General features: G+C 37.9%; 17 protein-coding genes and 1 pseudogene. 1 reads left to right on the top strand and 17 read right to left on the bottom strand.

The features are described from left to right. The 3 genes and pseudogenes from wecA to ACLKL2_RS08720 form a co-directional block, all read right to left on the bottom strand. The gene (gene wecA, locus ACLKL2_RS08710; RefSeq protein ID WP_113818383.1) at positions 1–1,116 is read right to left on the bottom strand and encodes a UDP-N-acetylglucosamine--undecaprenyl-phosphate N-acetylglucosaminephosphotransferase; all 1,116 of its coding nucleotides are present in this window, start codon (positions 1,114–1,116) and stop codon (positions 1–3) included. A 1,549-nt stretch (positions 1,117–2,665) separates the two neighbouring features. Next, positions 2,666–3,315, bottom strand: a pseudogene (locus ACLKL2_RS08715) (ABC transporter ATP-binding protein). A gap of 121 nt (positions 3,316–3,436) precedes the next feature. Further along, positions 3,437–5,467, bottom strand: a complete 2,031-nt coding sequence (locus tag ACLKL2_RS08720) for a HAMP domain-containing methyl-accepting chemotaxis protein (RefSeq protein ID WP_413694087.1) — start codon at positions 5,465–5,467, stop codon at positions 3,437–3,439. A 350-nt stretch (positions 5,468–5,817) separates the two neighbouring features. On the opposite strand from ACLKL2_RS08720, the gene ACLKL2_RS08725 reads away from it, so the two are divergent. Then, on the top strand, positions 5,818–7,083 hold the full coding sequence (locus tag ACLKL2_RS08725) for an ABC transporter substrate-binding protein (protein WP_413694088.1): 1,266 nt from the start codon (positions 5,818–5,820) through the stop codon (positions 7,081–7,083). A 2,022-nt stretch (positions 7,084–9,105) separates the two neighbouring features. On the opposite strand, the gene ACLKL2_RS08730 is transcribed toward ACLKL2_RS08725, so the two are convergent. The 14 genes from ACLKL2_RS08730 to ACLKL2_RS08795 all read right to left on the bottom strand — a co-directional run bounded on the left by ACLKL2_RS08730 (position 9,106) and on the right by ACLKL2_RS08795 (position 23,018). Then, complete coding sequence (locus ACLKL2_RS08730; RefSeq protein ID WP_413694089.1) at positions 9,106–10,482, bottom strand: MBL fold metallo-hydrolase RNA specificity domain-containing protein; 1,377 nt, start codon at positions 10,480–10,482, stop codon at positions 9,106–9,108. Between the two features lie 165 nt (positions 10,483–10,647). Next, complete coding sequence (locus ACLKL2_RS08735; RefSeq protein ID WP_413694090.1) at positions 10,648–11,751, bottom strand: sulfotransferase family 2 domain-containing protein; 1,104 nt, start codon at positions 11,749–11,751, stop codon at positions 10,648–10,650. Between the two features lie 47 nt (positions 11,752–11,798). Then, on the bottom strand, positions 11,799–13,472 hold the full coding sequence (locus ACLKL2_RS08740; RefSeq protein ID WP_413694091.1) for a glycosyltransferase family 2 protein: 1,674 nt from the start codon (positions 13,470–13,472) through the stop codon (positions 11,799–11,801). Between the two features lie 119 nt (positions 13,473–13,591). Next, complete coding sequence (locus tag ACLKL2_RS08745; RefSeq protein ID WP_413694092.1) at positions 13,592–13,870, bottom strand: hypothetical protein; 279 nt, start codon at positions 13,868–13,870, stop codon at positions 13,592–13,594. After that, a complete protein-coding gene (locus ACLKL2_RS08750; RefSeq protein WP_413694093.1) occupies positions 13,851–14,756 on the bottom strand; it encodes a hypothetical protein in 906 nt (301 codons plus the stop codon). The genes ACLKL2_RS08745 and ACLKL2_RS08750 overlap by 20 nt, the downstream gene beginning before the upstream one ends. Positions 14,757–14,802: 46 nt before the next feature. Further along, positions 14,803–15,129, bottom strand: coding sequence for a hypothetical protein (locus ACLKL2_RS08755; RefSeq protein ID WP_413694094.1), 327 nt, complete (start codon positions 15,127–15,129; stop codon positions 14,803–14,805). A gap of 26 nt (positions 15,130–15,155) precedes the next feature. Further along, on the bottom strand, positions 15,156–16,055 hold the full coding sequence (locus ACLKL2_RS08760; RefSeq protein ID WP_413694095.1) for a glycosyltransferase family 2 protein: 900 nt from the start codon (positions 16,053–16,055) through the stop codon (positions 15,156–15,158). Between the two features lie 7 nt (positions 16,056–16,062). Further along, a complete protein-coding gene (locus ACLKL2_RS08765) occupies positions 16,063–17,040 on the bottom strand; it encodes a hypothetical protein (protein WP_413694096.1) in 978 nt (325 codons plus the stop codon). A gap of 54 nt (positions 17,041–17,094) precedes the next feature. After that, entirely contained in the window at positions 17,095–17,892 is a 798-nt protein-coding gene (locus tag ACLKL2_RS08770; protein WP_413694097.1) for a glycosyltransferase family 61 protein, read from the bottom strand. A gap of 125 nt (positions 17,893–18,017) precedes the next feature. Beyond that, complete coding sequence (locus tag ACLKL2_RS08775) at positions 18,018–18,272, bottom strand: hypothetical protein (protein WP_413694098.1); 255 nt, start codon at positions 18,270–18,272, stop codon at positions 18,018–18,020. 3 nt (positions 18,273–18,275) lie between these two features. Next, entirely contained in the window at positions 18,276–19,124 is an 849-nt protein-coding gene (locus tag ACLKL2_RS08780; protein WP_413694099.1) for a hypothetical protein, read from the bottom strand. 9 nt (positions 19,125–19,133) lie between these two features. After that, a complete protein-coding gene (locus tag ACLKL2_RS08785) occupies positions 19,134–21,170 on the bottom strand; it encodes a rhamnan synthesis F family protein (RefSeq protein WP_413694100.1) in 2,037 nt (678 codons plus the stop codon). Positions 21,171–21,174: 4 nt separating this feature from the next. Beyond that, positions 21,175–22,020 (bottom strand): HAD family hydrolase, encoded by an 846-nt coding sequence (locus ACLKL2_RS08790; RefSeq protein ID WP_413694101.1) that lies wholly within the window; start codon positions 22,018–22,020, stop codon positions 21,175–21,177. A gap of 299 nt (positions 22,021–22,319) precedes the next feature. Further along, a complete protein-coding gene (locus tag ACLKL2_RS08795; RefSeq protein ID WP_413694102.1) occupies positions 22,320–23,018 on the bottom strand; it encodes a hypothetical protein in 699 nt (232 codons plus the stop codon). Positions 23,019–23,330: the final 312 nt, after the last annotated feature.

Genomic DNA, 23,330 nt, shown 5'->3' on the forward strand with positions numbered 1-23,330 from the left:
TTAATTAACGCGATTAACCTTATTACCAAATAAACTATGGATTAAACCGCTCACTTTGTAGCTATGGGAATAGCAATGAAAATAAGCAGTAAATAAAATAATTAACGATAGCGACATCACCACATCCGGCACCTTCGCTATTTCAGCCATCACACCGATACTCACAGTAATCAGTGCAAGTACAGAGATAAAAATCAGCACTTGTTTATCCGATAAGCCCAAATCTTGTAATTTATGATGTAAATGACCACGGTCCGCTTGAAATGGCGACTGTTTCGCATTTACACGCCTAATAATATTAGCAATCATATCCATCACAGGTACCGCCATCAACCATAATGCAATCACAGGTCGAAAGGCAATATCACCAACAGGAGAAGAGCCAGCATCATCAATGTGCATCGATTGTTGACTGCCCGCCACTAATAAACAAATCATAGTGAAACCAATGAAAAAGCTACCAGAATCCCCCATAAATACTTTATAGCGATTATCAGGTAACAGCGATAAATTGCACATCAAAAAAGGTAATAAGGCAGCAATAAAACAGACACAGGTTGAAGATAAATGATATTGACCGTTCACACCAAAAAGCACTGCCATCGCTGCAAAACTAATTATACTGAGGCAACCTAATAGCCCGTCTACACCATCCACCATGTTAAAGGCAGTGATCACACCTATTACCACAATCATGGTAAACACTAAGGTGAAACTATTTAAGTTAACGTCGCCAAAGGCAAATAAATTACCCAGAGTGAAGATTTGAAAATCGGCAAAATAATACAAAAAGGCAGTAATCGACATCATGGATAACAGCCGCAATGAGACCTTTAAATTAATTTTGTCGTCAATCACCCCTAGCAGCATTAAAAATCCCGCACAAAATACAAAAGCAAAAATCTCAGGCGTGAAGTTTTGATTCATAAACAAAGCAAATACTAAAGCAATGTAAATAGCAGGTCCGCCAATAACAGGAATATTTCCAGTGTGTAATTTACGGTGGTCAGCTTTATCAACAAGTCCGAATTGGATAGCTCTAGGGTGGAAAAAATAGAATAGAAAGGCAGAAACAGCAAAAGACATTAGCGATGTTATTATCATTGAACTTAACATTACTCGTCCTTTATTGTTTGTTCACTTATTGTTCATCATAGAAGGTTATATTAAAACGATCTGAAAATAGGCTAAGTCACTATTTTTGAAATGATTTTAATATAACGAATAGATTAACGTTGAATCTAGATTGTAATTGAATTTGACTTTTAATCAAATAATCAATGGTAAATAAAAGACTATACTCCACTCATAAAGTTCAATTTAAACAACAATATCTTGTAGTTAGAGAGTTGTACCATTGATAAATTGCTTTAATCATCGTCGCTAACAGACGTATGCGCTGACTTTAGTCTGCAGTGTTTTTGTGTGTTGATTTTGACTTTGGCGCGCTTGGCGAATTAGGCGACAGGCTAGAGCAATGAGCAGAAGAGCTCTGCGATTCCTTTTTTTAGTCTGCAGTGTTTTTGTGTGTTGGTTTTGACCTTGGGGCGCTTAGCGAATTAGGCGACAGCCTAGTGTTATGAGCGGAAGAGCTCTGCGATTCCTTTTTTTAGCTTACAGTGTTTTTATGTGTTGGTTTTGACTTTGGGGCGCTGGGCGAATTAGGCGACAGCCTAGTGTTATGAGCGGAAGAGCTCTGCGATTCCTTTTTTAGCTTGCAGTGTTTTTGTGTGTTGGTTTTGACTTTGGGGCGCTGGCTTCAGCCTGCTTGTTTTGGGTTTTGTGTGTTGACTGTGTTGTTTTAGTTGTTGACGGTTCGCTTTGCTCATTGAGGCTAATAGTCATATGCGATGACTCGCATACTGGCAGGCTAAAGACCTGCGCCCCGAGTATCAAACGTTGTTTGATAGTTATCACTATTTGTTTGTGGATCATGAGAAACATGTTTTGAGTTTTATCGACATCGATAAAGGTTACGATACATCTTTAAGGGGCGCTGGCTTCAGCCTGCTTGTTTTGGTTTTTGTGTGTTGACTGTGTTGTTTTAGTTGTTGACGGTTCGCTTTGCTCATTGAGGCTAATAGTCGTATGCGATGGCTCGCATACTGGCAGGCTAAAGCATGCGGCCCGGTATCAAACGTTGTTTGATAGTTATCACTATTTGTTTGTGGATCATGAGAAACATGTTTTGAGTTTTATCGATAACAATAAAGGTTACGATACATCTTTAAGGGGCGCTGGCTTCAGCCTGCTTGTTTTGGGTTTTGTGTGTTGACTGTGTTGTTTTAGTTGTTGACGGTTCGCTTTACTCATTGAGGCTAATAGTCGTATGCGATGGCTCGCATACTGGCAGACTAAAGCATGCGCCCTGGTATCAAACGTTGTTTGATAGTTATCACTATTTGTTTGTGGATCATGAGAAACATGTTTTGAGTTTTATCGATATCAATAAAGGTTACGATACATCTTTAAGGGGCGCTGGCTTCAGCCTGCTTGTTTTCGGTTTTGTATTTTGACTGTGTTGTTTTAGTTGTTAACGGTTCGCTTTGCTCATTGAGGCCATTCGTCATATGCGATTACTCGCATACTGGCAGGCTGAAGCCAGCGCCCTGGTATTAGACTTCGTCTAATTGCTATCGCATTGAGTGTGGTTCGCTCACCTCCCCTATAACTCTTCGTAGACTTTAAGGGCTTCCTGCAGGTTGTCGTAAAATTTCATTTCGCCTTGGTGTAGGATGATTGCGCTGTCGCAGAACTCTTCTATCTCTTTTAAATCGTGGCTTACCATTATTACGTTGGCGGTTTTGCTTTTATCTAATAACGCCTGGCGGGCTTTTTTCGGAATTTTTGATCACCTACAGAGGTCGCCTCATCAATCAAATACACTTCAAAATCAATGGCGATACAACAGCCGAAAGCTAAGCGTGAGCGCATACCGCTTGAATAACTTTTTACTGGCAAATCATATTTAATGCCTAACTCAGCGAACTGTTTTACCTTTTCTTCATACTCATCTAAGTTTTCAACACCATTCACGCGGCCGATAAAGCGAGTATTTTCACGCCCCGTCATTTGTGGGTGAATACCTGTTGCTAAAGCCACTGGCCACGAAATCGCTTTATCCGTGACCACCTTCCCTTTATTAGGGTACTCACTACCCGCTAAAATTCGAAACAGTGTGGATTTACCTGCCCCATTCGAGCCTAAAATTCCAATATTATGCCCTTCTGGGATGGTAAAATTAATATTCTTGAAGATATATTGAGGGCCTAAATCAGAAGGATAATACTTAGTGAGGTTTTGTAATGTAATCATAGGTTGGCTAAAACTTTGTTAAAAAGTGGATGGTTAGCTTATCGTTATTAGCAAACTGGAGCAAGATAACGATAAACAAAACATCATAATGCGATCAAGCGCAATACACTAAGCCACAAGATTAACGCTCAAACACAAACTTAGCGACATTCTCTTGCAGTTTCTTAGCAATGGTAATTTGTGAGGTTGCTTCATCTTTTGCAGATTCCGCCTTGCTGTTAGTCTCGTTGGCTAACATTGCAATCTTGTTAATATTTTTGTCCAACTCACCCACGGTGACCGCTTGCTCTTCCGTTGCCGTTGAAATCAAGTAACTCAAATCTTGCACTTCAGACATCTTACTCTCAAAACTAGCAATAATTTCATCCGCCAACTTCGCCTGCTTAAGACTCTCATTAACCAAGCCTTCACTCTTAGTCGTTGCATCCACAGTTAACTTAGAATCGACCGTCATTGCCGATATTTTTTGTTGAATCTCTAAGGTCGACGCTTGCGTACGAGTCGCTAGAGTTCGCACTTCATCAGCAACTACCGAGAAACCTCTGCCCTGCTCACCTGCACGAGCCGCTTCAATAGCCGCATTCAACGCTAATAAGTTAGTTTGATCTGCAATTTCAGTGATCGTATCAACAATATCTTCGATACTTTTTACACCATTATGCAAATCATTAATTGCCGATAACGTCACCTGTGTTTGTGAGGCTACTTGCTCAATACTATGATGATTATCCAAGACACGTTGGCGCCCTGTTTTAGACAACTCCACCGCATCTATCACTGCTTCGTGGGTTTTTTCAGTATGTTGTGCCACTTCATTAGCCGTTGAACTCATCTCCACCAGCGCCGTCGCCACCATGTTAAGCTCATCCTTTTGCTGATTCACAATTTCTAAGGTACTCGTTGAACTATCCACCACAGAGTCAACCGACGCTTCCACCTGTTTAGAAGAGCTTTCAATATCCAATACAGTCTGTTTTAAATTATTAATCACCTTGCTCAAGTAATTATTAAGTTGCCCAAACTCATCATTCACAGTAGAGGCAGGTATATCTCGCAATATCCCTTGTGATAACGCATCTAATTCACCCATAAACCTTTTAATAGATTGACGGATCAAGCGCGTCATGGCGATCGACAACAACACAATACCGATCAAAATAGCCATACCAACCAATATGCTAAGATTGTTTTGACTCTCAGTACTGCTATTAATATCACTAGCTAATTGCCGATTTAAGGCAAAAGACTTATCCAATAACACACCCGTTAACTCACTTGCATGAGTGGTTTGAGCTTGCAACGTCGCAAAGTCAGCTTGTTGTTGCTCAATCAGCGCAAGACGTTGCTCTTGAATCGCCAATAACCCTTTATCACCTTCGATAGCATCTAATAAAGACAAAGTTAACTCAGAAAGCTGACGCACAAAGCTTTGATAAAACGCATCGTTTGACGCAAAAATAAGGGAAGGTAATAAACTTGAATGCTGGTTTTGCCAATTAACAAATTGCTCTCGACTCACCGACAAATCCTCGATGGATTGCGCATTGGCGGTTTTTTCGATAATTAACATACCCGCAATCACCGAGCCATTAACCTCATTCACAATAGAGATAGTCGCTTCATCCTCAAGCTCAATTAGCGTATCTGATAAAAGCGGTGCAATCTTCTCTAATAACGTATCAAGCGTCACTGTAATATCTTGTGTTTGCTTAATAGCCTCAACTATTTTCGCTTGTTTATCAATCAGTAACCTAGACTGTGCATCAACCGCTTGCATATCCGTGTTAAGTTGCAACAAAGCATCATCAACAATATTGGCAAACTCACTGTTCAAAGGTAGTTCAGAGAATTCTTGTAAAGTACTCGCAATCAGCTGGTTATTAGCACTCAATTGCTGTGCAGTTTGTTGGTATTCAGCATCCGTCTGGCTAGACAGTAATTTTAAAATTAACGGCTCAGTGGCATTCACTAATTCATTGGTTTTGGATGAGTAGTTAATAACAGGAGAAGACTCATTATTAATCAAGGTTAAACCCGCGATCACCTGCTTACCATTAATAAAACTAAACAACACCATACCAATAAACAACACACCAATCAGCGAGAAGCTTAAGATGATTTTAGTGGAAAGATTGATATTAAAAATTTTCATAAATCCGTTTCGCCTGCTAAGGGTATCCATTTCCATAATAGATACTTTTCAATGATACTATTTGACTATATTTTTTACATTTTGTAAATTTAAACATCAACAAACTATAACCAATTGAATACTCAAAGTAATTCAGCGGATTATACTAAAAAGCTAAATATTAAGCTGTGAAATACCCCACATAGCTGTATTTTTAAGCTTTGATTTTAAAGTAGCAATGCTATTATTTTGCTACTTGAACACGCTAAACAACAGTTTATTAAACACATTGTTACCTTAGCTTGTACATAACACTTCCAGGATGGAAAGATAATGAAAAAAACGCGCCCTTTATTCTCAGCCTTTTATCAATGGCATTCAGCACTAATGTATTCTCAGTTGACCTCAATATTGCAACCGTCAACAACGCTCATATGATGGAGATGAAAGCCCTCACGCCTGAGTTTGAACGTGATAACCCAGACATCAAACTGAAATGGCATATTTATAATGAAGGCAGTTTACGAATGCGTGCCATTGCCGATATTGCCTCTGCTGGCGGCCATTATGATGTGGTGACCATCGGCTTATACGAAGCGCCCATTTGGGCACAACGTAACTGGTTAATTCCACTAAAACCAGAAGCAAGCTATGATGAGAACGACCTACTTCCAGCGATCAAAGCCGGCCTATCGTTTGGTGGCGATCTTTATGCAGCGCCTTTCTATGGCGAAAGCTCAATGTTGATGTACCGTAAAGATATTTTAGAGAAGGCCAACATCTCATTTACAGGTCGCCCAAGCTGGACGGATGTTCAAAATGCAGCCAAAGCAGTGCATGATCCAGACAACGAGGTTTATGGTATCTGTTTGCGCGGCAAACCAGGCTGGGGTGACAACATGGCGCTAGTCTCAACTATCGCTAACAGTTTTGGCGGTCGCTGGTTTGATATGAACTGGCAACCTGAAATCAACAGCACAGCATGGAGCAAAGCCGTTAACTTTTATGTTAATCTGCTCAACAACTATGGTCCACCTAACCCAGAAAAAAACAGCTTCCCCGAGATCCTTTCTTTATCACGAGAAGGGAAATGTGCAATGTGGGTTGATGCTTCAATTGCCGCTTCATTTTTGATGGATGGGAAACAAAGCAAATACTCTAAGTTATGGTCTTATGCTGAAGCCCCTTATCAAGTCACCACCCGTGGTGCGAGTTGGTTATGGTCTTGGTCATTGGCAATACCCAAAGCGTCTAACCATGTTGATGCCGCTAAAAAATTCATTAGCTGGGCAACGTCTAAGGAATATATCAAAAAAATTGCAGGTAAAAACGGTTGGGCAAACATTCCTACCGGCACTCGCTTATCAACCTATAGCAACCAAGATTACATCAACGCTGTTGGTGACTTTGCCAAAGCAGAATTAGCGGCATTGAATGGCATAGATCCAAACAACAACACCTTCTATCCATCACCTTACTCAAGTGTGCAATTTGTTACTATCCCTGAATTTGTTTCCATCGCAGGCTTTACCGGACAAAAAATATCAGAAGCGCTACAAGGTAGCATCAGCGTAGAACAAGCACTAGACAGCAGCCAAAAAATCGCCCTCCGTGAAATGCGCAGAGCAGGCTACTAACCACCAGCCACCAAAGAAACATGGCGTCAAATACCACGCCATGTTTTTCACAACCAAAATCAATACCTTCGCTCATCGCATAACATTGCGATAGCTATCAAACAAAGCTTGATTTAGGGGCGCTGACTTTAGTCTGCAGTTTTTTATGTCAAATAAACGAATGAATAGCAATAGCTATCAAGCAAAGCTTGATTTCGGGGCGCTGGCTTCAGCCTGCAGATCTTTTGTGTTGATTTTTAGGTTTTTCTATCTTTTGAATTACAAAGCAATGACCCCAAAATCGACACACAAAACCAAAACACTGCAGACTAAAGTCAGCGCCCCTTAAAGATGTGTCGTTACTTTCATTCATAACGATAAAACACGAAATATGTTTCATCATATTCATCGATAGAATTAATAATAAAGCTGAGAAATGTTTCGTATGCTCCACAAATAAACACAAAAGGAGCAGCAGCGATTAGACGAAGTCTAATATCAGGGGCGCTGGCTTCAGCCTGCCAGTATGCGAGCCATCGCATACGACTATCAGCCTCAATGAGCAAAGCGAACCGTGAACAACTAAAACAACATAGTCAAAATACAAAACCAAAAATAAGCAGGCTAAAGCATGCGCCCCAAGGTCAAAACATGTTTCGTAATTTTTATAGATAACACAAATAATAAAACTACAATTATTTCGTTGAACTAAAAAACAAACACAAAGGAGAAGCGGCAGCTATCAAGCAAAGCTTGATTTCGGGGCGCTGGCTTCAGCCTGCAGATCTTTTTGTGTTGGTTTTTAGGTTTTTTCTATCTTTTTAATTACGAAGCAATAACCCCAAAATCAACATACAAAAACACTGCAAGCTAAAGCATGCGCCCCAAGGTCAAAACATGTTTCGTAATTTTTATAGATAACATAAATAATAAAACTACAATTGTTTCGTTGAACTAAAAAACCAACACAAATGAGAAGCGGCAGCTATCAAGCAAAGCTTGATTCCGGGCGCTGGCTTCAGCTTGCAGATCTTTTTGTGTTGTTTTTTAGGTTTTTTCTATCTCTTCAATTACAAAGCAATAACCCCAAAGTCAACACACAAAACCAAAACACTGCAGGCTAAAGCCAGCGCCCCTAAAGATGTGTCGTAAACTACGTTGCATCAAAATCAACACACAAAAACACTGCAAGCTAAAGCATGCGCCCCAAGGTCAAAACATGTTTCGTAATTTTTATAGATAACACAAATAATAAAACTACAATTATTTCGTTGAACTAAAAAACAAACACAAATGAGAAGCGGCAGCTATCGAGCAAAGCTTGATTTCGGGGCGCTAGCTTCAGCCTGCAGATCTTTTTGTGTTGGTTTTTAGGTTTTTTCTATCTTTTTAATTACGAAGCAATAACCCCAAAATCGACACACAAAACCAAAACACTGCAGACTAAAGTCAGCGCCCCTTAAAAGATGCTTCGTAACTTACTATGTTATTCGTCAATTACGTCATATCAAAATTCAACGCCTTCGCTCACCGCATAACACGGCGATAGCTATCAAACAACGTTTGATCTTAGGGGCGCTGGCTTCAGCCTGCCAGTATGCGAGTCATCGCATACGACTATCAGCCTCAATAAGCAAAACGAACTGATGAAGCATTCAAAACATCAAAACACTAAAACTCAACACACTAAAAACAAAAACAAGCAGGCTGAAGCCAGCACCCCTTAAAGATGTATCGTAACCTTCATTGATATCGATAAAACTCAAAACATGTTTCTCATGATCCACAAACACAAAAAAGGAGCAACAGTGATTAGACGAAGTCTAATATTAGGGGCGCTGGCTTCAGCCTGCAGATCTTTTTGTGTTGGTTTTTAGGTTTTTTCTATCTCTTCAATTACAAAGCAATAACCCCGAAGTCAACACAAAAAAGCAAATTCAAAAGAAGCAGGCTGAAAAAAGGAATCGCAGAGCTCTTCCGCTCATTGCTCTAGCCTGCCGGCTAATTCGCTCAGCGCCCCAAAGTCAACACAAAAACGCATTATTACGGTATCGTCACTATCAACTCATCATCCAATGCGATGAGTTTTGCTTTCAACGCCTGCTTTGCTTCATCATCACCGTGTACTATCACTACTTTTGCAGGGCCTTTACGAATACGCTTAATAAAATTTACCAAATTAGATTGGTCTGCGTGTGCTGAATACCCTGATATTGTATGCACGCCGGCTTTTATATCCAATTTAGCCCCATCAATAAACACATAACCACCGCGTGGGCCATATTGCTGAATTTGACGCCCTAAGGTGCCATAAGCTTGATACCCTACAAACAACACATCAGCGGTTGGCTCACCAATAAAGCGTTTTAAATAATTCACTACACGACCGCCGCTACACATCCCACTGGCAGCAATCACAATCGCAGGCTTATCACGTTTAGCCAAATACTCTACTACCTGCATATGCTCTTGATGTGTACCTACCGTATACAAGGCATCAAAATTAAGTGGTTGCCTGCCTTGCTTAACACGCCTTTTAGCTTCCGCATCCCATAACGTTTGAAGCGCTTGATAATGCTCCGTAAACTTAGCTGCCATCGGTGAATCCACAATCACCTCAATATCCGCTAACTTTTTAAACTTAGCCTTTGCGGTAATCTGCTCTAGCTCATAAAGCAACTCCTGAGTGCGCCCAATGCTAAAAGCGGGAATAATGACGACTCCATTATCACTAATCGCCTTAATTAACACCTTTTCCAAGCTCTTAGCACGTTCACGACGCCCTTGATGCTCCTTATCACCATAAGTACTTTCAATCACCACAATATCTGCTTTATAAGGGCTTTGAGGAGATGCTAACAAAGGCGAATAAGTCGCGCCTAGATCCCCAGAAAAAACAACACGACTTGATACTTCAGCAACAGGCTTAACATCCACCTCGATATAAGCTGAACCAAGAATATGACCCGCGGGCTGGAATTTAATTTTGGTTTCAACCTCCCCCACTAAATCAAGCACAAACCACTGCTTATAAGGCACCGCAATCAACTGCTCACTTAAACGCGACAAACACGCCTTAATAATTGATTGATTACGCGTCACGCCGACTTTCAATGCATCTTCAATGACCATAGGCAATAAGGCTGCCGTGGCTTCAGTCGCGATAATAGGCCCAGAAAAACCAGCGGCTAACAAATAAGGAAGGCGACCAACATGGTCGATATGGCAGTGTGTGACTAATAAAGCTTGTACCGTACTAATATCAAACTCGATGGATAACAGGTCATCATCACCTCGTCCTGACGTTTCAGCCCCCTGAAACAAACCACAATCCACCAACACACTATTCGATGAATCAATCACTAATTGATGGCACGATCCCGTCACACCATTAACTGCACCGTGATGAAGTATTTCCATGCCCCCTCCTTGAACCTCATTAGCTAAATCACTGCAATGAGTATGATCCAAGACCCAATAAATACAAAAATAGCGTGTTTGAAATGAGAGGAGAAAACAAAAAAGCACCGTATCCACTTATAACCAGAATACGATGCTTTGCTTTATATGACTAAGTTCAGATAATTACTTTTTAACAGTTAACGGCTTAAAGGTAAGTTGCTGCCCTGTTTCCTTAGCAAACACTTCAATCTTATCGCCTTTTTGACAATGGCTAGATAAAGGTAAATGCACACCGATATAACGCTCACGCGGGAAGTTAACTTTAGGCTGACCACCATAAAAACCATCAGCAATCACCGTTTCAATGAGCTCACCATTGCGCAGCACCTCAAATTCAACCGCCTCTGAAGAGTGGCTATAATAAGCACAACCAATCAACACATTATTAGGGTTAATCGCAAAATGGCTATACACCCACTGTTTATTCTCTTGGGTTAACGCCATACGTTGTTTATGAAGAAAACGCACTTCATTAACACAGGCAATATCTGCTTTATTTTGCTCGCTAATCTGCTTTCTCAACGCCACTGACATAGCTTCTTTTTCAATGGTTTTTTTAGCATTGACATTGGCATTTTTAATATCCAAATCAAGCCCATAATAACCATTAATCAAAGCAACACTTTCATCATAACAATCCGTCAAACCAATATAGCCAATCAGGCCAAGTGGTAAAGAGAGAAGAGAGTTTTTTTGAAAGTTTGATGATTGCGGACCTTTTATAAACGCAGCTAAATCACCTTTGTAACCTTGATAACGAATACTATGGTTATAATGTGAAATAACTCTTTCAATAGGGTCTCTAACAAACGTAATAATATGACGAGCAGAGACCATATTGGAATACTTTTTCAAAGATACGTGTCCAGTCAACCATTGGTTCTGGAGCTCTTGAAACTGACGTTTTACTAATAATGGCGTATTACTGTCATAGACAGATGCTTTTATAAGCGCATTGGTTTCCACAGATTGAGGGCCGTAATCCGCAAGCACTGAATACTTATCTTCCAGTGCCTTTCTGAAACTAGTTCCCGCCGTTTTAGGGATGTGAATAAAGAAAAAATTATTATACTGTTCAAGGCCGTCTGCCTCTTTTACTTGATCAGCAAGCATTAAAGGATTTACAGACTTTCCGGGTACTTTTTTAGAGGTCAGGTCAAATGCACCAGTAACACGGCGAAGGCCACTGATAACACGTGTTTTGTTGATCGATTTTCTAAACTTCAAATTTATTTACCATTATAAATATATTAAGCAACATGCTTATAACTGATTTAGCGCAAACTAAAATCTTCTCTATCCAAAGTTAACCATTGGCTATAACACGGGTCATTTAATAACTGCTTTCCCCATGTTTTTTTCATGTAATTCACTTCACTAGCAAAACGCGCTTGTTTTTCAGGGGTATCTTCTGTGCCACGACTAATCGATTCATGATGCACCATTTCAATATAAGGAGACCATAAATTACGATACCCTGCTTGTTGAACCTTTAGACAAAAGTCCACATCATTAAAAGCAATCGTCAAATGTTTTTCATTCAAACCACCGACCTCTTCAAACACCTCTTTACGTACTGCTAAACACGCTGCAGTCACAGCCGATAAATTTTGAACGACTTGTAAACGTTTAAAATAACCTGGATGCCCTTTCGGGAAATATTTATGAGAATGCCCAGCAACGCCACCTAAACCGATTATCACACCACCATGTTGTAATTTCCCATCAGGATAATAAAGTTTAGCGCCGACACAACCAATATCAGAGCGGCTCATATTCGCGACCATCTCTGTTAACCAAGACTCAGACAGTATTTCAATGTCATTGTTCATTAATACTAACAACTCACCTTTTGCTTGAGTAACTGCAAAGTTATTAATCGCAGAATAATTAAAAGGCTTATCATATGAAATAAGCCTTATCTTACCTTCCACTTCAAGCGCCTTGAAATACTCTACACTAGCCAAATCATCGGATTTATTATCTACCAGTAAAATTTCAAAATGAGTATATAAGGTTTTCCGGTAAATAGAGTCGACACACTGCTTAACAAGTTTTTTAGCATTTTTGGTAGGAATAATAATCGACACTAAAGGGCAAGACTCAGGAACAGGCCAATTCACTTTATAAGTATTAGGCAAATTTCCCGACTCAACAATACAGTCAGAGAGATGTGTTTGAAGAGCTAGTAAACCAGCATCAGCAGAATAGGCTTTTTCTGACTCAGCCAATGCCGTAGAACCCCTTAAAGCGCGCCAATGATATAATACGTAAGGTATATGGATAATTTGCTGATCACGGCATTGCTCAACACAACGCAATAACAAATCATAATCTTGGCTGCCTTCAACCCCTAACTTAAAGCCACCGATAGCATCAACCGTCGATTTTTTATAAACACCTAAATGCGATATATAATTCATCGAATAAAATAAGTCTCTATTCCATTTGGGTTTGAAATGTGGGGCGGCTCTTTCACCTTTAGCAGTTAACTTGTCTTCATCACTATACAAAACCACCGCGTCAGGGTACTTTTCGATATAATTAGCAACGGTTTTCAATGCTGCTTTATGCAACAAATCATCATGATCCAATAATACTACATATTCACCATTCGCTACACCTAAGCCGAGATTAGACGCTGCAGAGATATGAATATTGTGCTCGCTCCTGATTACTTTAACTCTCGATTCAGACGCTGCTAACTCAGACAAATAATCAGATAACAAAGGATCACCAGATGCATCATCAACCAGGATAAGTTGCCAATGAGAGTAGGTTTGCATTAACACAGAAGAAACCATCTCTTTAAATAATTCAAGATCAGGTTTATAAACAGGCACTAAAATAGAAAAGGTAACTGAATTTGAATGTACTTTTAACTTAGACAGCAACTGGTTTTGTACCTTAGCGACCTCTGTATAATCAGCATCAATCGGTAAAGTCATAAAATAACGGCGATATATTTTAGTCAGCCATTTACTTTTTTAGCTTGGTTACGCAGTTTCGTAAAAAACAGTTTAAACATCATCGTTCCTAAAAAGGTAGCTCTCAAAATGCCTTTCGTTCACTGAAAATAGGAAATTCCCTTCCTAGCTATCTGCGTCGCTTTTCTTTTTAATTTAATTAAATAGCTATCTGGCTTAGTAAGAGACTTTAAAAGCAATCTGACTTTCTCGCCATCGCCTTTACCGCTTACTAATACCTCGTTAAACAGCTGAATTAAAACTGCATGGCACTCTGCATCAGCCTGATTGATACAAGAAATAACCTGACTTACATTAACATCATTCCAACAATCTAAATCTGACTTTAAAACTTTGTTTTCAAAAAACAGTCCAATCATCGCTGATCTTTTTTGTATTAACCAAAGAAAGCAATTTAAGTTTTTGCTCAGCTGTTATGATGAATTTACCACCTTTTACCTGAGATAAAGCTTTAATGTTTCTTTTATAAGCGGTCCCTTCGATTGGTACCCGCACATACTCTTGAGAATGAGTTAGATAATACTTTATTAGCTGAAATGATAAGTCGCTTAAACCTGAATTATCACGAGAAATATTAGGTTCGAATTCGCTCGTGTCGATATTTAATATGGCCTTCGCAAAATAAGCTTCTAACCCACCAGGAAAGGTACACGCGTCTTCATAACAATGCTCAATGATAGTGACATCATTAAAAGCACGTTCAAATGCCCCATGATTCATAAAACGCCTTAACGGCGATACTTTTGATAGGCCAGATAATATAATGCCTTCAGTCGTTCCACCTTTTAACCTTTGCTGAATAACACTTGAAACATAATCCGTTGGATTTCTAGTAAAATAATGAACTTCTATCGTCGCTTTTTCAGTTGAAATACATTGTAGTTTTTCGTTGAGCCTACTCAACTCTTTAGTTTTTAAAGTAGAAATACCTTCACCAGAAAGTAATAAAGTGCTTTCAACCGTAGATCCCAACTTCACAAATTGCTTATCTATCGAGTTAATAACCTCTTTCAAATCATTTTTTAAAATATTATTCGCAATATTTAAATGGTATTTATGAGGGTGACTCATGATTAAATTTCTAATGGGCCATGAGTGGTTATTAGGCGTGAATTCTTTAACCTTTAACTTTGGGTAAGAGATACCCTGCAATTTAAGCTTATCTCTATTTTTCCCAAAATAATTTTGTAGCGAAGTGGTTCCAGTTTTATGAAGGCCTACATGTAAAATGATTTTATCGAACATGGAAAAACACATTCAGTACGTTTGATTCAATTACCATAATTTAACTTTAATCTTTTAATTTAACTTTATATTCAGCGATCTTGTGTGAAATCAAAGCACCATCAGGCCTAAATTTCTGTGCCATCATCATCAATTCTAAAGATGTTCGCATATCGTAAGACTCTAACAATAAAGCTGCATCTCTTAACTTCTCAATAATCTCATGATTAAATAAAAGGCTAGATTTAATATTTTTAACTCTATCATGTAAAGTGGTAAACACCGAAGTGCCCTTCAACACTTTATAATAAACATCTACGTCGTTTAAAATTCCTTCATCACTCGTATTCAGGATCTCTTTCGCCTGTTCTTTTAACTCTCTTCTAATATTCACTATTATTTCAGATATACCAGAGTCTTTTAAAAAAGAGTTAGGCTCTTTTGATAGTGTTCTAGCGCTAGTTCATCGATACTTAACTTCAGTAGATCACTTTTCTTAACAATACCGTCTCTGTTATTTTTAATTCTTAACGTAGACTCAGGATTTCTTTTCAATAACAAGGCTAAATATTCACTCTCAGAGCGAATCATTCGGTGAAGTATAAAAGCGCTTTGATTTACATTGAAATTTGAATCAGAAATTTCCCTATGTTTTCCTTTTTTAAAAATATCACCACTCGCATCAATGTGTGGAGCATGATAATTAACCTTTAATAAAGGGACATGAAGCGTAAATTTTCTCATGTTCACAAAGGCATCTCGAGAGATAATACTTTTGACTTGTGAGGTTGTGTAATATTCCTTATTAACAAAAGGAGCAGCAAAGTCAGAGTCATCTACGTCTTGGCAAGCCCAGTGTATTGAGAGTCTACTGCAATAGGGCATAGAGTTAATAAAGTGAGAAACATCTTGCTTAAAGTCTGTTGGGTAAAAAAACTCATCGGCATCAACACTTAAACAATGCGAAACATTCGATTCCCTAAAAGCCTCATTAGCAAGAAAACTAAAAGATAACCTTTGCATGCTCGGGTTAATGCCCGTTTTATCTGAATCTTTATCCATCCAATCCGTAACAAAATATTTTACATTACTATATTCAGCACAGATTAGATCTAATATCTCCGTCGTTTTATCGGTTGTTCGATTTACAGCCAAATAAATATGCTTAAAACCAAAATACAGATAATGATGAATCCACTCATGTATATAAGCCGATTCATCTTTAATCACAGCAATAACAGCCACTTCTTTGCATTGATTCGTTAATGGAATGGACTTAGAACCATTAGCATTATCGATACTTAACTTATCATCGTTCATAAACAACTCACTTTTTTAATAAGACTTTAAGAACCGTTGTTAACGCATGATTAGCTAACGCTTCAGTCCATTCATCTGATGCCGTTTCTTGATAGTTACTAAAATCATGAGCAAATATATCTTCGTTTTCGGTACTAATGTTAAATCTTTCATTCAACGCTATATTTGATTCTTTGAAGTTCGAATAAAAATCAATAGCCTCTTTCCGAGAAGGCAACATAACGTGAGACTCACCTAACTTATTAATGATCTCTTGGAATATTGGGTCGTGTCGCTTTATCCCCATGTCTCGCAGAATATGTGCAACTTTTACATTAAGCAGTCCAAGGCTTGTATTCGCATCTTTGACATTGACATCTTTTTCAGTGAAAGGGACGCCTAAAACATCAAGGAAATCACTCACAGCACAGTTATTTTTGAGCAACGCTCTATCAAATACTTTAAAAGTTACATTATCATCACCAAATACATCACCCCACATAGCAAAGTGATTATAATAATCTAAATATGATTGAGCATTTTCATCTAGGGTGGGGAAAGCTTTATTCTCACCACTGAAATACAGCCCTTCAGCTTCCCAGCTTTTTGCACGTTGTTGGTAATGAGACAACGCTTGACGATCTTGACGACGAATATAAATCAGAATATTGATAGATGAAAAATGTGGCTGTAGCGAAGACTTTAACTTCGCTAACTCTTCTCGATCATGAATCCATGAAAAACATTCTGAAGACATAACAACATTTTCTTCATTACATTGTTTTAGATTAACGGCCAAGTTGGGGGCAATGGTAACCACCCCTTGCTTAATTTTTGAATGATTAAAATAATAGGTCTGGTTAACCTGAACAGTATGTTTACCGTTTGCAGTAAAAAATGGCGTGACACCATTTTCTTTAAGAAACTGTCTGTGGTTATACATCCAGTTTTGAATCGTTGATGTACCTGTTTTATGCGCGCCTATATGCAGCGTTAATTTCCGCATTTTATTTTCTCCGAAAACGTTATACCTGAGTAGTTAAATAATAAATTCAAGACACTACAAAATAGACGTTAAGCATTTATTCAAATTATCTATCGATACTTTCCATTCAATTGAATTGCTTGTTTGAACTATATGATTAGCAGAGGTGTTATAACCAAAGGTTTGATGCCCACAAACTAAGTCGGTATTAACCTGATGATTAATGCCAGGATTTATTTTCATAATTGGTAAACAGGTTATGCCTAAAGTCTTCGCAGGGTTAGGAATAAAAAATGAGTTTTGCAAACCAGAGCCTGGGTTACCAGCAATAAATTGAGTAGTAGAAAGTACTTTTTGCATTTCAACTTGAGAGAGATCCTCTGGCACAACAATCTCAAAGCCAGATGAACGAAAGTAAGATTCTACTTCACCTTCATTAAGCAATATACGCCCTTGAATAGGCGCTTTAACGGCTCTTCTACTTAAATAGATGCGCTTATCATTAACCAAATCACTTTTATTATCATAACCAGCCATCAGTTTATTTAAATGTAACCAAACTTGGCGAGACTCATCAGCAAAATAACAGTTTCCATCGCTAATAGAGATAACAGATTCAGGCACAATAAGGTGCTCAAAAGTGGTTGGTTTTCTCACAAAAACAATATTATTTTTGTTGATCCCCAAAACCGCAAGATACTCCATCATATTAGAGTTTAAAAACTTATTTTCTTGCTCTTTACTAAAGTTTTCAAACACGTGGTAAACAAACTTAGTTTTTTTGTTAATTAAGTTCGGTTTATTTAATGCTAACCAAAAACGAGTCACACCTTCTTGAATAAAGTGACCGTAATGTGGATTTAACATCCCCATATAATAATACTCACCCTTCATATACTCAGCAGGTAAGTTCGCTCGGAACGGATAAACAGGTAACTCAGAATGGTCCCTATATCCCTTTAAAACAGGTTTATAATGGTCAGCAATTAAAATAGGATTTAAGTGTTTATCGTAAGCCCAATGCTCGAAGAAATAGCTTTTAGGAATATGATGCGTTTCTTTATAAGGTAAAGCAGTGCGCCATCTTCAATACAATAAGTTGGCTTGAACTTGGTAAACTCTGAACGATATAAACGAGTATCTGAAATATTAGATCCACATATAAATTTAATATGCTTCTTTAATGGCAAGCTATATTCCATACGCTCATTAATACGCTTTTTAACAGGATCCCAATAAGAGTTATTTTTCATACATTAAATCCATGTGTATCTAGCTGAAAGGCGCTCTTTATCATGTGTAAAAGCATTACGTACGATTTTATTATCTATTCGCTGCTTAACATTTTTTGAATGCTGTTCTTTATAATCAAGCGAATTTAAGAATTTAATAAACTCAGGGCGTTGCTGTTTGTTTGAAGTGACACGGTCAAAGTGACGTAACATGGGGGCAATTTCAAGCCTTATTGACTCGTTAACTTTATTCTCTTTCTTATCACCTGAATCAACTTCTAGCCCAATAGTCTTGAAAAATAAGTTAACAAAGCCTTTTTTGTCTTTGTCATAATCCATTAAAAATACATTCTCATCACCAATATGTTTAGCCCAGTGATCAACTAACAATGGCATTCTGACTTGTGCTAATTCTCTTTCGCAAAACATAAAAACATTTTCACTATCGGGAATCCCCCAATTCACTTTCACAGCTTGTAAAAAAGCTGAAATAAGGTAATCAGTATAATTCCTAACAGCAACAATCACCTTTACATGCAGCCCTTTCTCTTTAGCTTGTGTCAGCATCAAAGCAATATGTTTAGGGTCATCTCGGATTAAAAATTCACTAGAAACAATAGTGCTGCCTTGCCTATTCAATGCAAAGTTTAATAACTCATCCCATTGCTTTTGAAATGTAACAGCAGAAAATTCAGGATGGTTAGAGGCAAAATAATTATGCGCACCACCAAAAATGCCATAAGGCGAAAAACAAGCCTCTTCAACTTTATCAGTGGGAAAGGTAAAACCAATATTTTGTATTGCACTGGTAGCGGTTTTACCGATACCAGGATGAAAAATGATTGTTTTAGATTGATTTAAATTAATATCCATACCGTCTGGTTACTCGCCTAAGAATGGGAAACGACCGAACTGACTAATCAGTGGCCCCCATTTTAAAATGTGTTGTTCATCTAATTCATTACCGTCACTGAATGGGTTATCCCATCCTGCCGCTTGCCACTTATCCATTGGATTAAGAATATGCAGATTGGCCAAACCAAAGTCACCTGGTATTTGAGCATCCGCTACGGCGTTATCACCAACATGAACAAAAGAGCCTTTATCTGCTAACTCTTCTTTCATAAAGGCCCACATGGTGCCACTATCTTTTCTTAAACCTAATTCAGAAGAGACAAACAATTTATAGCCATTGGTTACGCCCGCTTTTCGAAGCATTAATACAATTTGATGTTCAGAATAATAAGTATCTGAGATGATATAAACGTGTTTTCGTTGACCGATTAACGCATTTAAAATATCAACCACCTCGTCTTTACTTTCAATCATATCTAAATCGTAAGCAAACTCCATGTCAGAAAAGCCTAATGCCTTTTGCTCACCCCAGCCTAGCTCTTTACCTAATTGTTGATAGGTTTCCGTTATCTTAACATCACCTTTAAAGTTTTTTTGTTTACGCACAGTAAACTCAGCATTATTTCTCAATTTTACAAACTCATGCGCATCTTTTACTTCACCCTGCTCAACAAGATATTTACCTAATTTCAACTTAGCATAATCAGGCACAAAATGAGTACGGCGAACTAAAGTATCAAACACATCAAAAGAGATAATATCGAAGGGTTGTATTTTATGGAGTAACTGCTCTTGGCTACTTACATAATTAGCAAAAATATGGCTTTTATCTTGTGTAAAACGCCCTAACTCTGGGTAATAAAATAGCTGTTTATAACCGTTACGCTCAGCTAGTAAACCGATAGTTCTTTCTAATGCATGTAGTTCAGAACCATCATTAGGTAAAGGCTCTGCAGGAAAGTCCTCATATTGGTACTCTTTATCAAGCAATTGCTTTAATGCTGCAGGTTTAGCCCAGAACATGCCCCCAACAGGATAAGCGATAAACTCAGAATGATCGGTAATATCCCACTCATCAAAGTATTTACTTTTAAAGGGTTTGTTTTTAAGCCAATGATTTACCCAGTCCGGCATCATCATAAATGAGGTCGGGTAATAAATACCGCACTTTTCATCTTTAGCCATGTGCGTAATCGCTTTTGCAATCACATTGGCATCATTCAATAAAAACTCGCCGAGGTAATCAGCCCATTGTGTTTGTGGGCGCCCTGAATATAATGACTTTTTAGAATGAAGGTGACAAAACAAATCATAATCTAATAGCTTTTGCCCAAACTCTACTAACATAGGACCAAAGTTTCGACCGCGATTAGGGACAGGCACGACTTCTATTTTGTTCACAGTAGGCAGTGAACCTAACTTTTCAATAGCGACGGCTTTTAAAGCAACGTCACTCACCGAAACAAACACATCAACATTAACTGGAAAGTGCGCTAAGCATTGGCGATAATAATCTAAAAAATCGGCATAAAAAACATGCAAACAAACAGCCACTTTTTGTGTTTTGTTTAACGTTTCATCAATGTTAGTAGTTAATTTATCACTCGGTTCCCAACGCGGTGCAAAATGCGTGTTGATACGCCCTTCATTAATACCGGTAGAGATATAGTGATCCAGAGGACTTAACCCAAAGTGGTATACGTCTAGGTTATTTTTTAGATAATCCCAGTTGTTAAACGCTGGGCTTGGGCTAACACTAGAGAAACGACTTTTCATTAAGTAGTCGTTAAAAGCTGACGTTTCTGAATCGAATGGTTTATCTTGCACATCGCAATACCATGAAAAATCAAATAAACCATGCTCTTTAGCATCGTTTAATAGGCTAGGATCAGTATTAATAGGAGTTGACACGTGAATTTCCGTTTGCTGGTGCTCATGACTTTGTGTATTAGGTTGCTTAGTTAACTTATTTTCAATTTGTACTGCTTTTGCCATCAGTTTAGGGTTATTTCTTAATGCATTGCCTACTAGAGGGAGACGCTTAATCATTGCTCTATAATTCATAATTTTAATCCAAAAAATCTAAACCGTTCACTGTACCTTCACTCACAATATCATCATCAATGGTAAACAGTGGCCAACTATGCTTAGGTAACATCCCTTTTTTAGTGACAAACCTTGTATAAAGTGTTTCTACTTCTACTGCAGAAAAAGTAACACCACTTGTTATATAATCATTCATTTGCTTAAGTGCCCCTTGGCAAATTTGCTCTAGTAAATGAAACTGATGTTGTGATGTCACTTTACGACCGTAATAAGTATCAAATGTTTCATCAGGCAGTGCGCTAAATCGTATATCTTGAAATTGTCCAACAGGGGCAGTAAGTAAAGACTCTAAAAACATAGAACGGTCTAACGGCGTATAGCCACCGCCCATTTTAACGCCCTCTTTTAAGTAACCTACCATTTCCATCGTTTGCTTCTCAACTTTTTGTGTACCTGGATTTGAAGCAATCAAATAGTGCCCTTTAGTATTCTTTTCGAACAAAATCGTAAGTAATGTTTGAATCGTACCGCTATAACCAAGATCAACTAAATTGACTGTTTCCACATCAAAAAAGCCGATAGACGTTAAATATTGATGATAAGCCGAGCTTGAAGGCTCAATAACAGGTTTTAACTTTGCTTGTTTTTGAACTAAAAGAGTAGATACTTTTTTAAGATCATCTGGTAACGAAAAAGTTTGTTGTAATTGTTTCTCAGTAAACACTTTTCTTAAACTAGTATCACTCAACATAAATCGCGAACGCATTAGTTCATACAAACTATTTTCAAACTTAAAGTTTAAAGAGTAAGGAAATGTTTTAGGTTCTGATAAACCTATTTTAAAAAGGAAAGCGCGAGATACTAGCATATATTGGCTGTTATCAGCGCGATGGGTTGCCTTGCAAAACTCCGTATAAGCACGGCTAAACCAATACCCTTCTCTGGCTAAAAAAATATTTTTTCATCAGGATTAGTTTGATTAACGAGTTCTTGATTGAAAAAAGTAAAGATAGGGGACACAAGAGTCGCCCCTAATTCTTGTAGTGATGTAATAGACATTTGACGACTCTTTAATGAATTTGTGATATTTTAAATGAACTCATATTATAACAAAAAAAAGACAATTTCTTCTTTTTTTAGTGGTTTATCGCCGTGTGAAGTTTCATTTTAACTCATTAATTTCTTTTGATATTCAGCCATTTTCCTGGCAATAAACTGTCCCTTGGGGCGAGCTTGATGTGCCAACGTCATTAATGATAGAGCTTTCTGTAAATCCAGTTTTTCTAATCGGACCGCTTCATCCCTTATTAAATTAATATCTTCGGGGTGTTTTAAGTTACTTAGCTTAATATTTTTAAAGTCAAAACCAGTAGACGGTAAAGGAGGTTTAACTTTCGAAAAAGATAAAAGTTTTTTTGATAAATAAGCTAACCGATTTTCATCAAGCTGTAATATAACCTCTTTCATCTTATTTACTAATGCCAGCTCTCCCATGAATTCAATATTACCTTGTTGGATAGCCTCTAAGATGAGTGGCTTATTTTTAAGATTAAAGGCAGTATTCAATGGCATAGTGATTTCAAGATTAACTTTATGCTTTTTTGCCGAAGTAAAGTGCTTGCCATTATGAATAGCAACCCAACTTTTATTAATATCACCAATATATAACCTCATCGTTATATTTTCGAAGTCAGCCATATCAATAGTAGAAAAGATATAATTTAATCCTTTGCACAATGCTTTATGTTGGAAGTTTTTAGGGATAAATTTCAAGGTAGAAGTAACAATTATTTTTTTCATAATTAACCAAATTATAGAGTGACATTGATTTTTACACAGAAGGATAAAGGTAATGGTATTGTTCATTCACAGCTCTTCAATGGAATTTAACCCTAGCTATATTTAAATGAGCTATATAGTGTGATGAAAAATTAAAGAAATAAATTAGTTAGGGTATTATAAGTATTCGCAGAGTTAGGTCTTGTGTTTTGCTACAATACGGCTAATTTGTGAATAATGTAGGCCAAAAAATCACCCACCTGTTTTTGTGTATAACCACCTGATTGATAAGCCTTAACGATTCCTTCATGTTTGCTATTGGCTTCCTGTTCATATTGTTTTAACGTTTAGGAGTAGCGCTACGCTGTTTTAGTGGGATTTCAGATAAGTCGCCGGATT

It is taken from the genome of Psychromonas sp. KJ10-2 (assembly GCF_047323255.1).
Classification (GTDB): Bacteria; Pseudomonadota; Gammaproteobacteria; order Enterobacterales; family Psychromonadaceae; genus Psychromonas.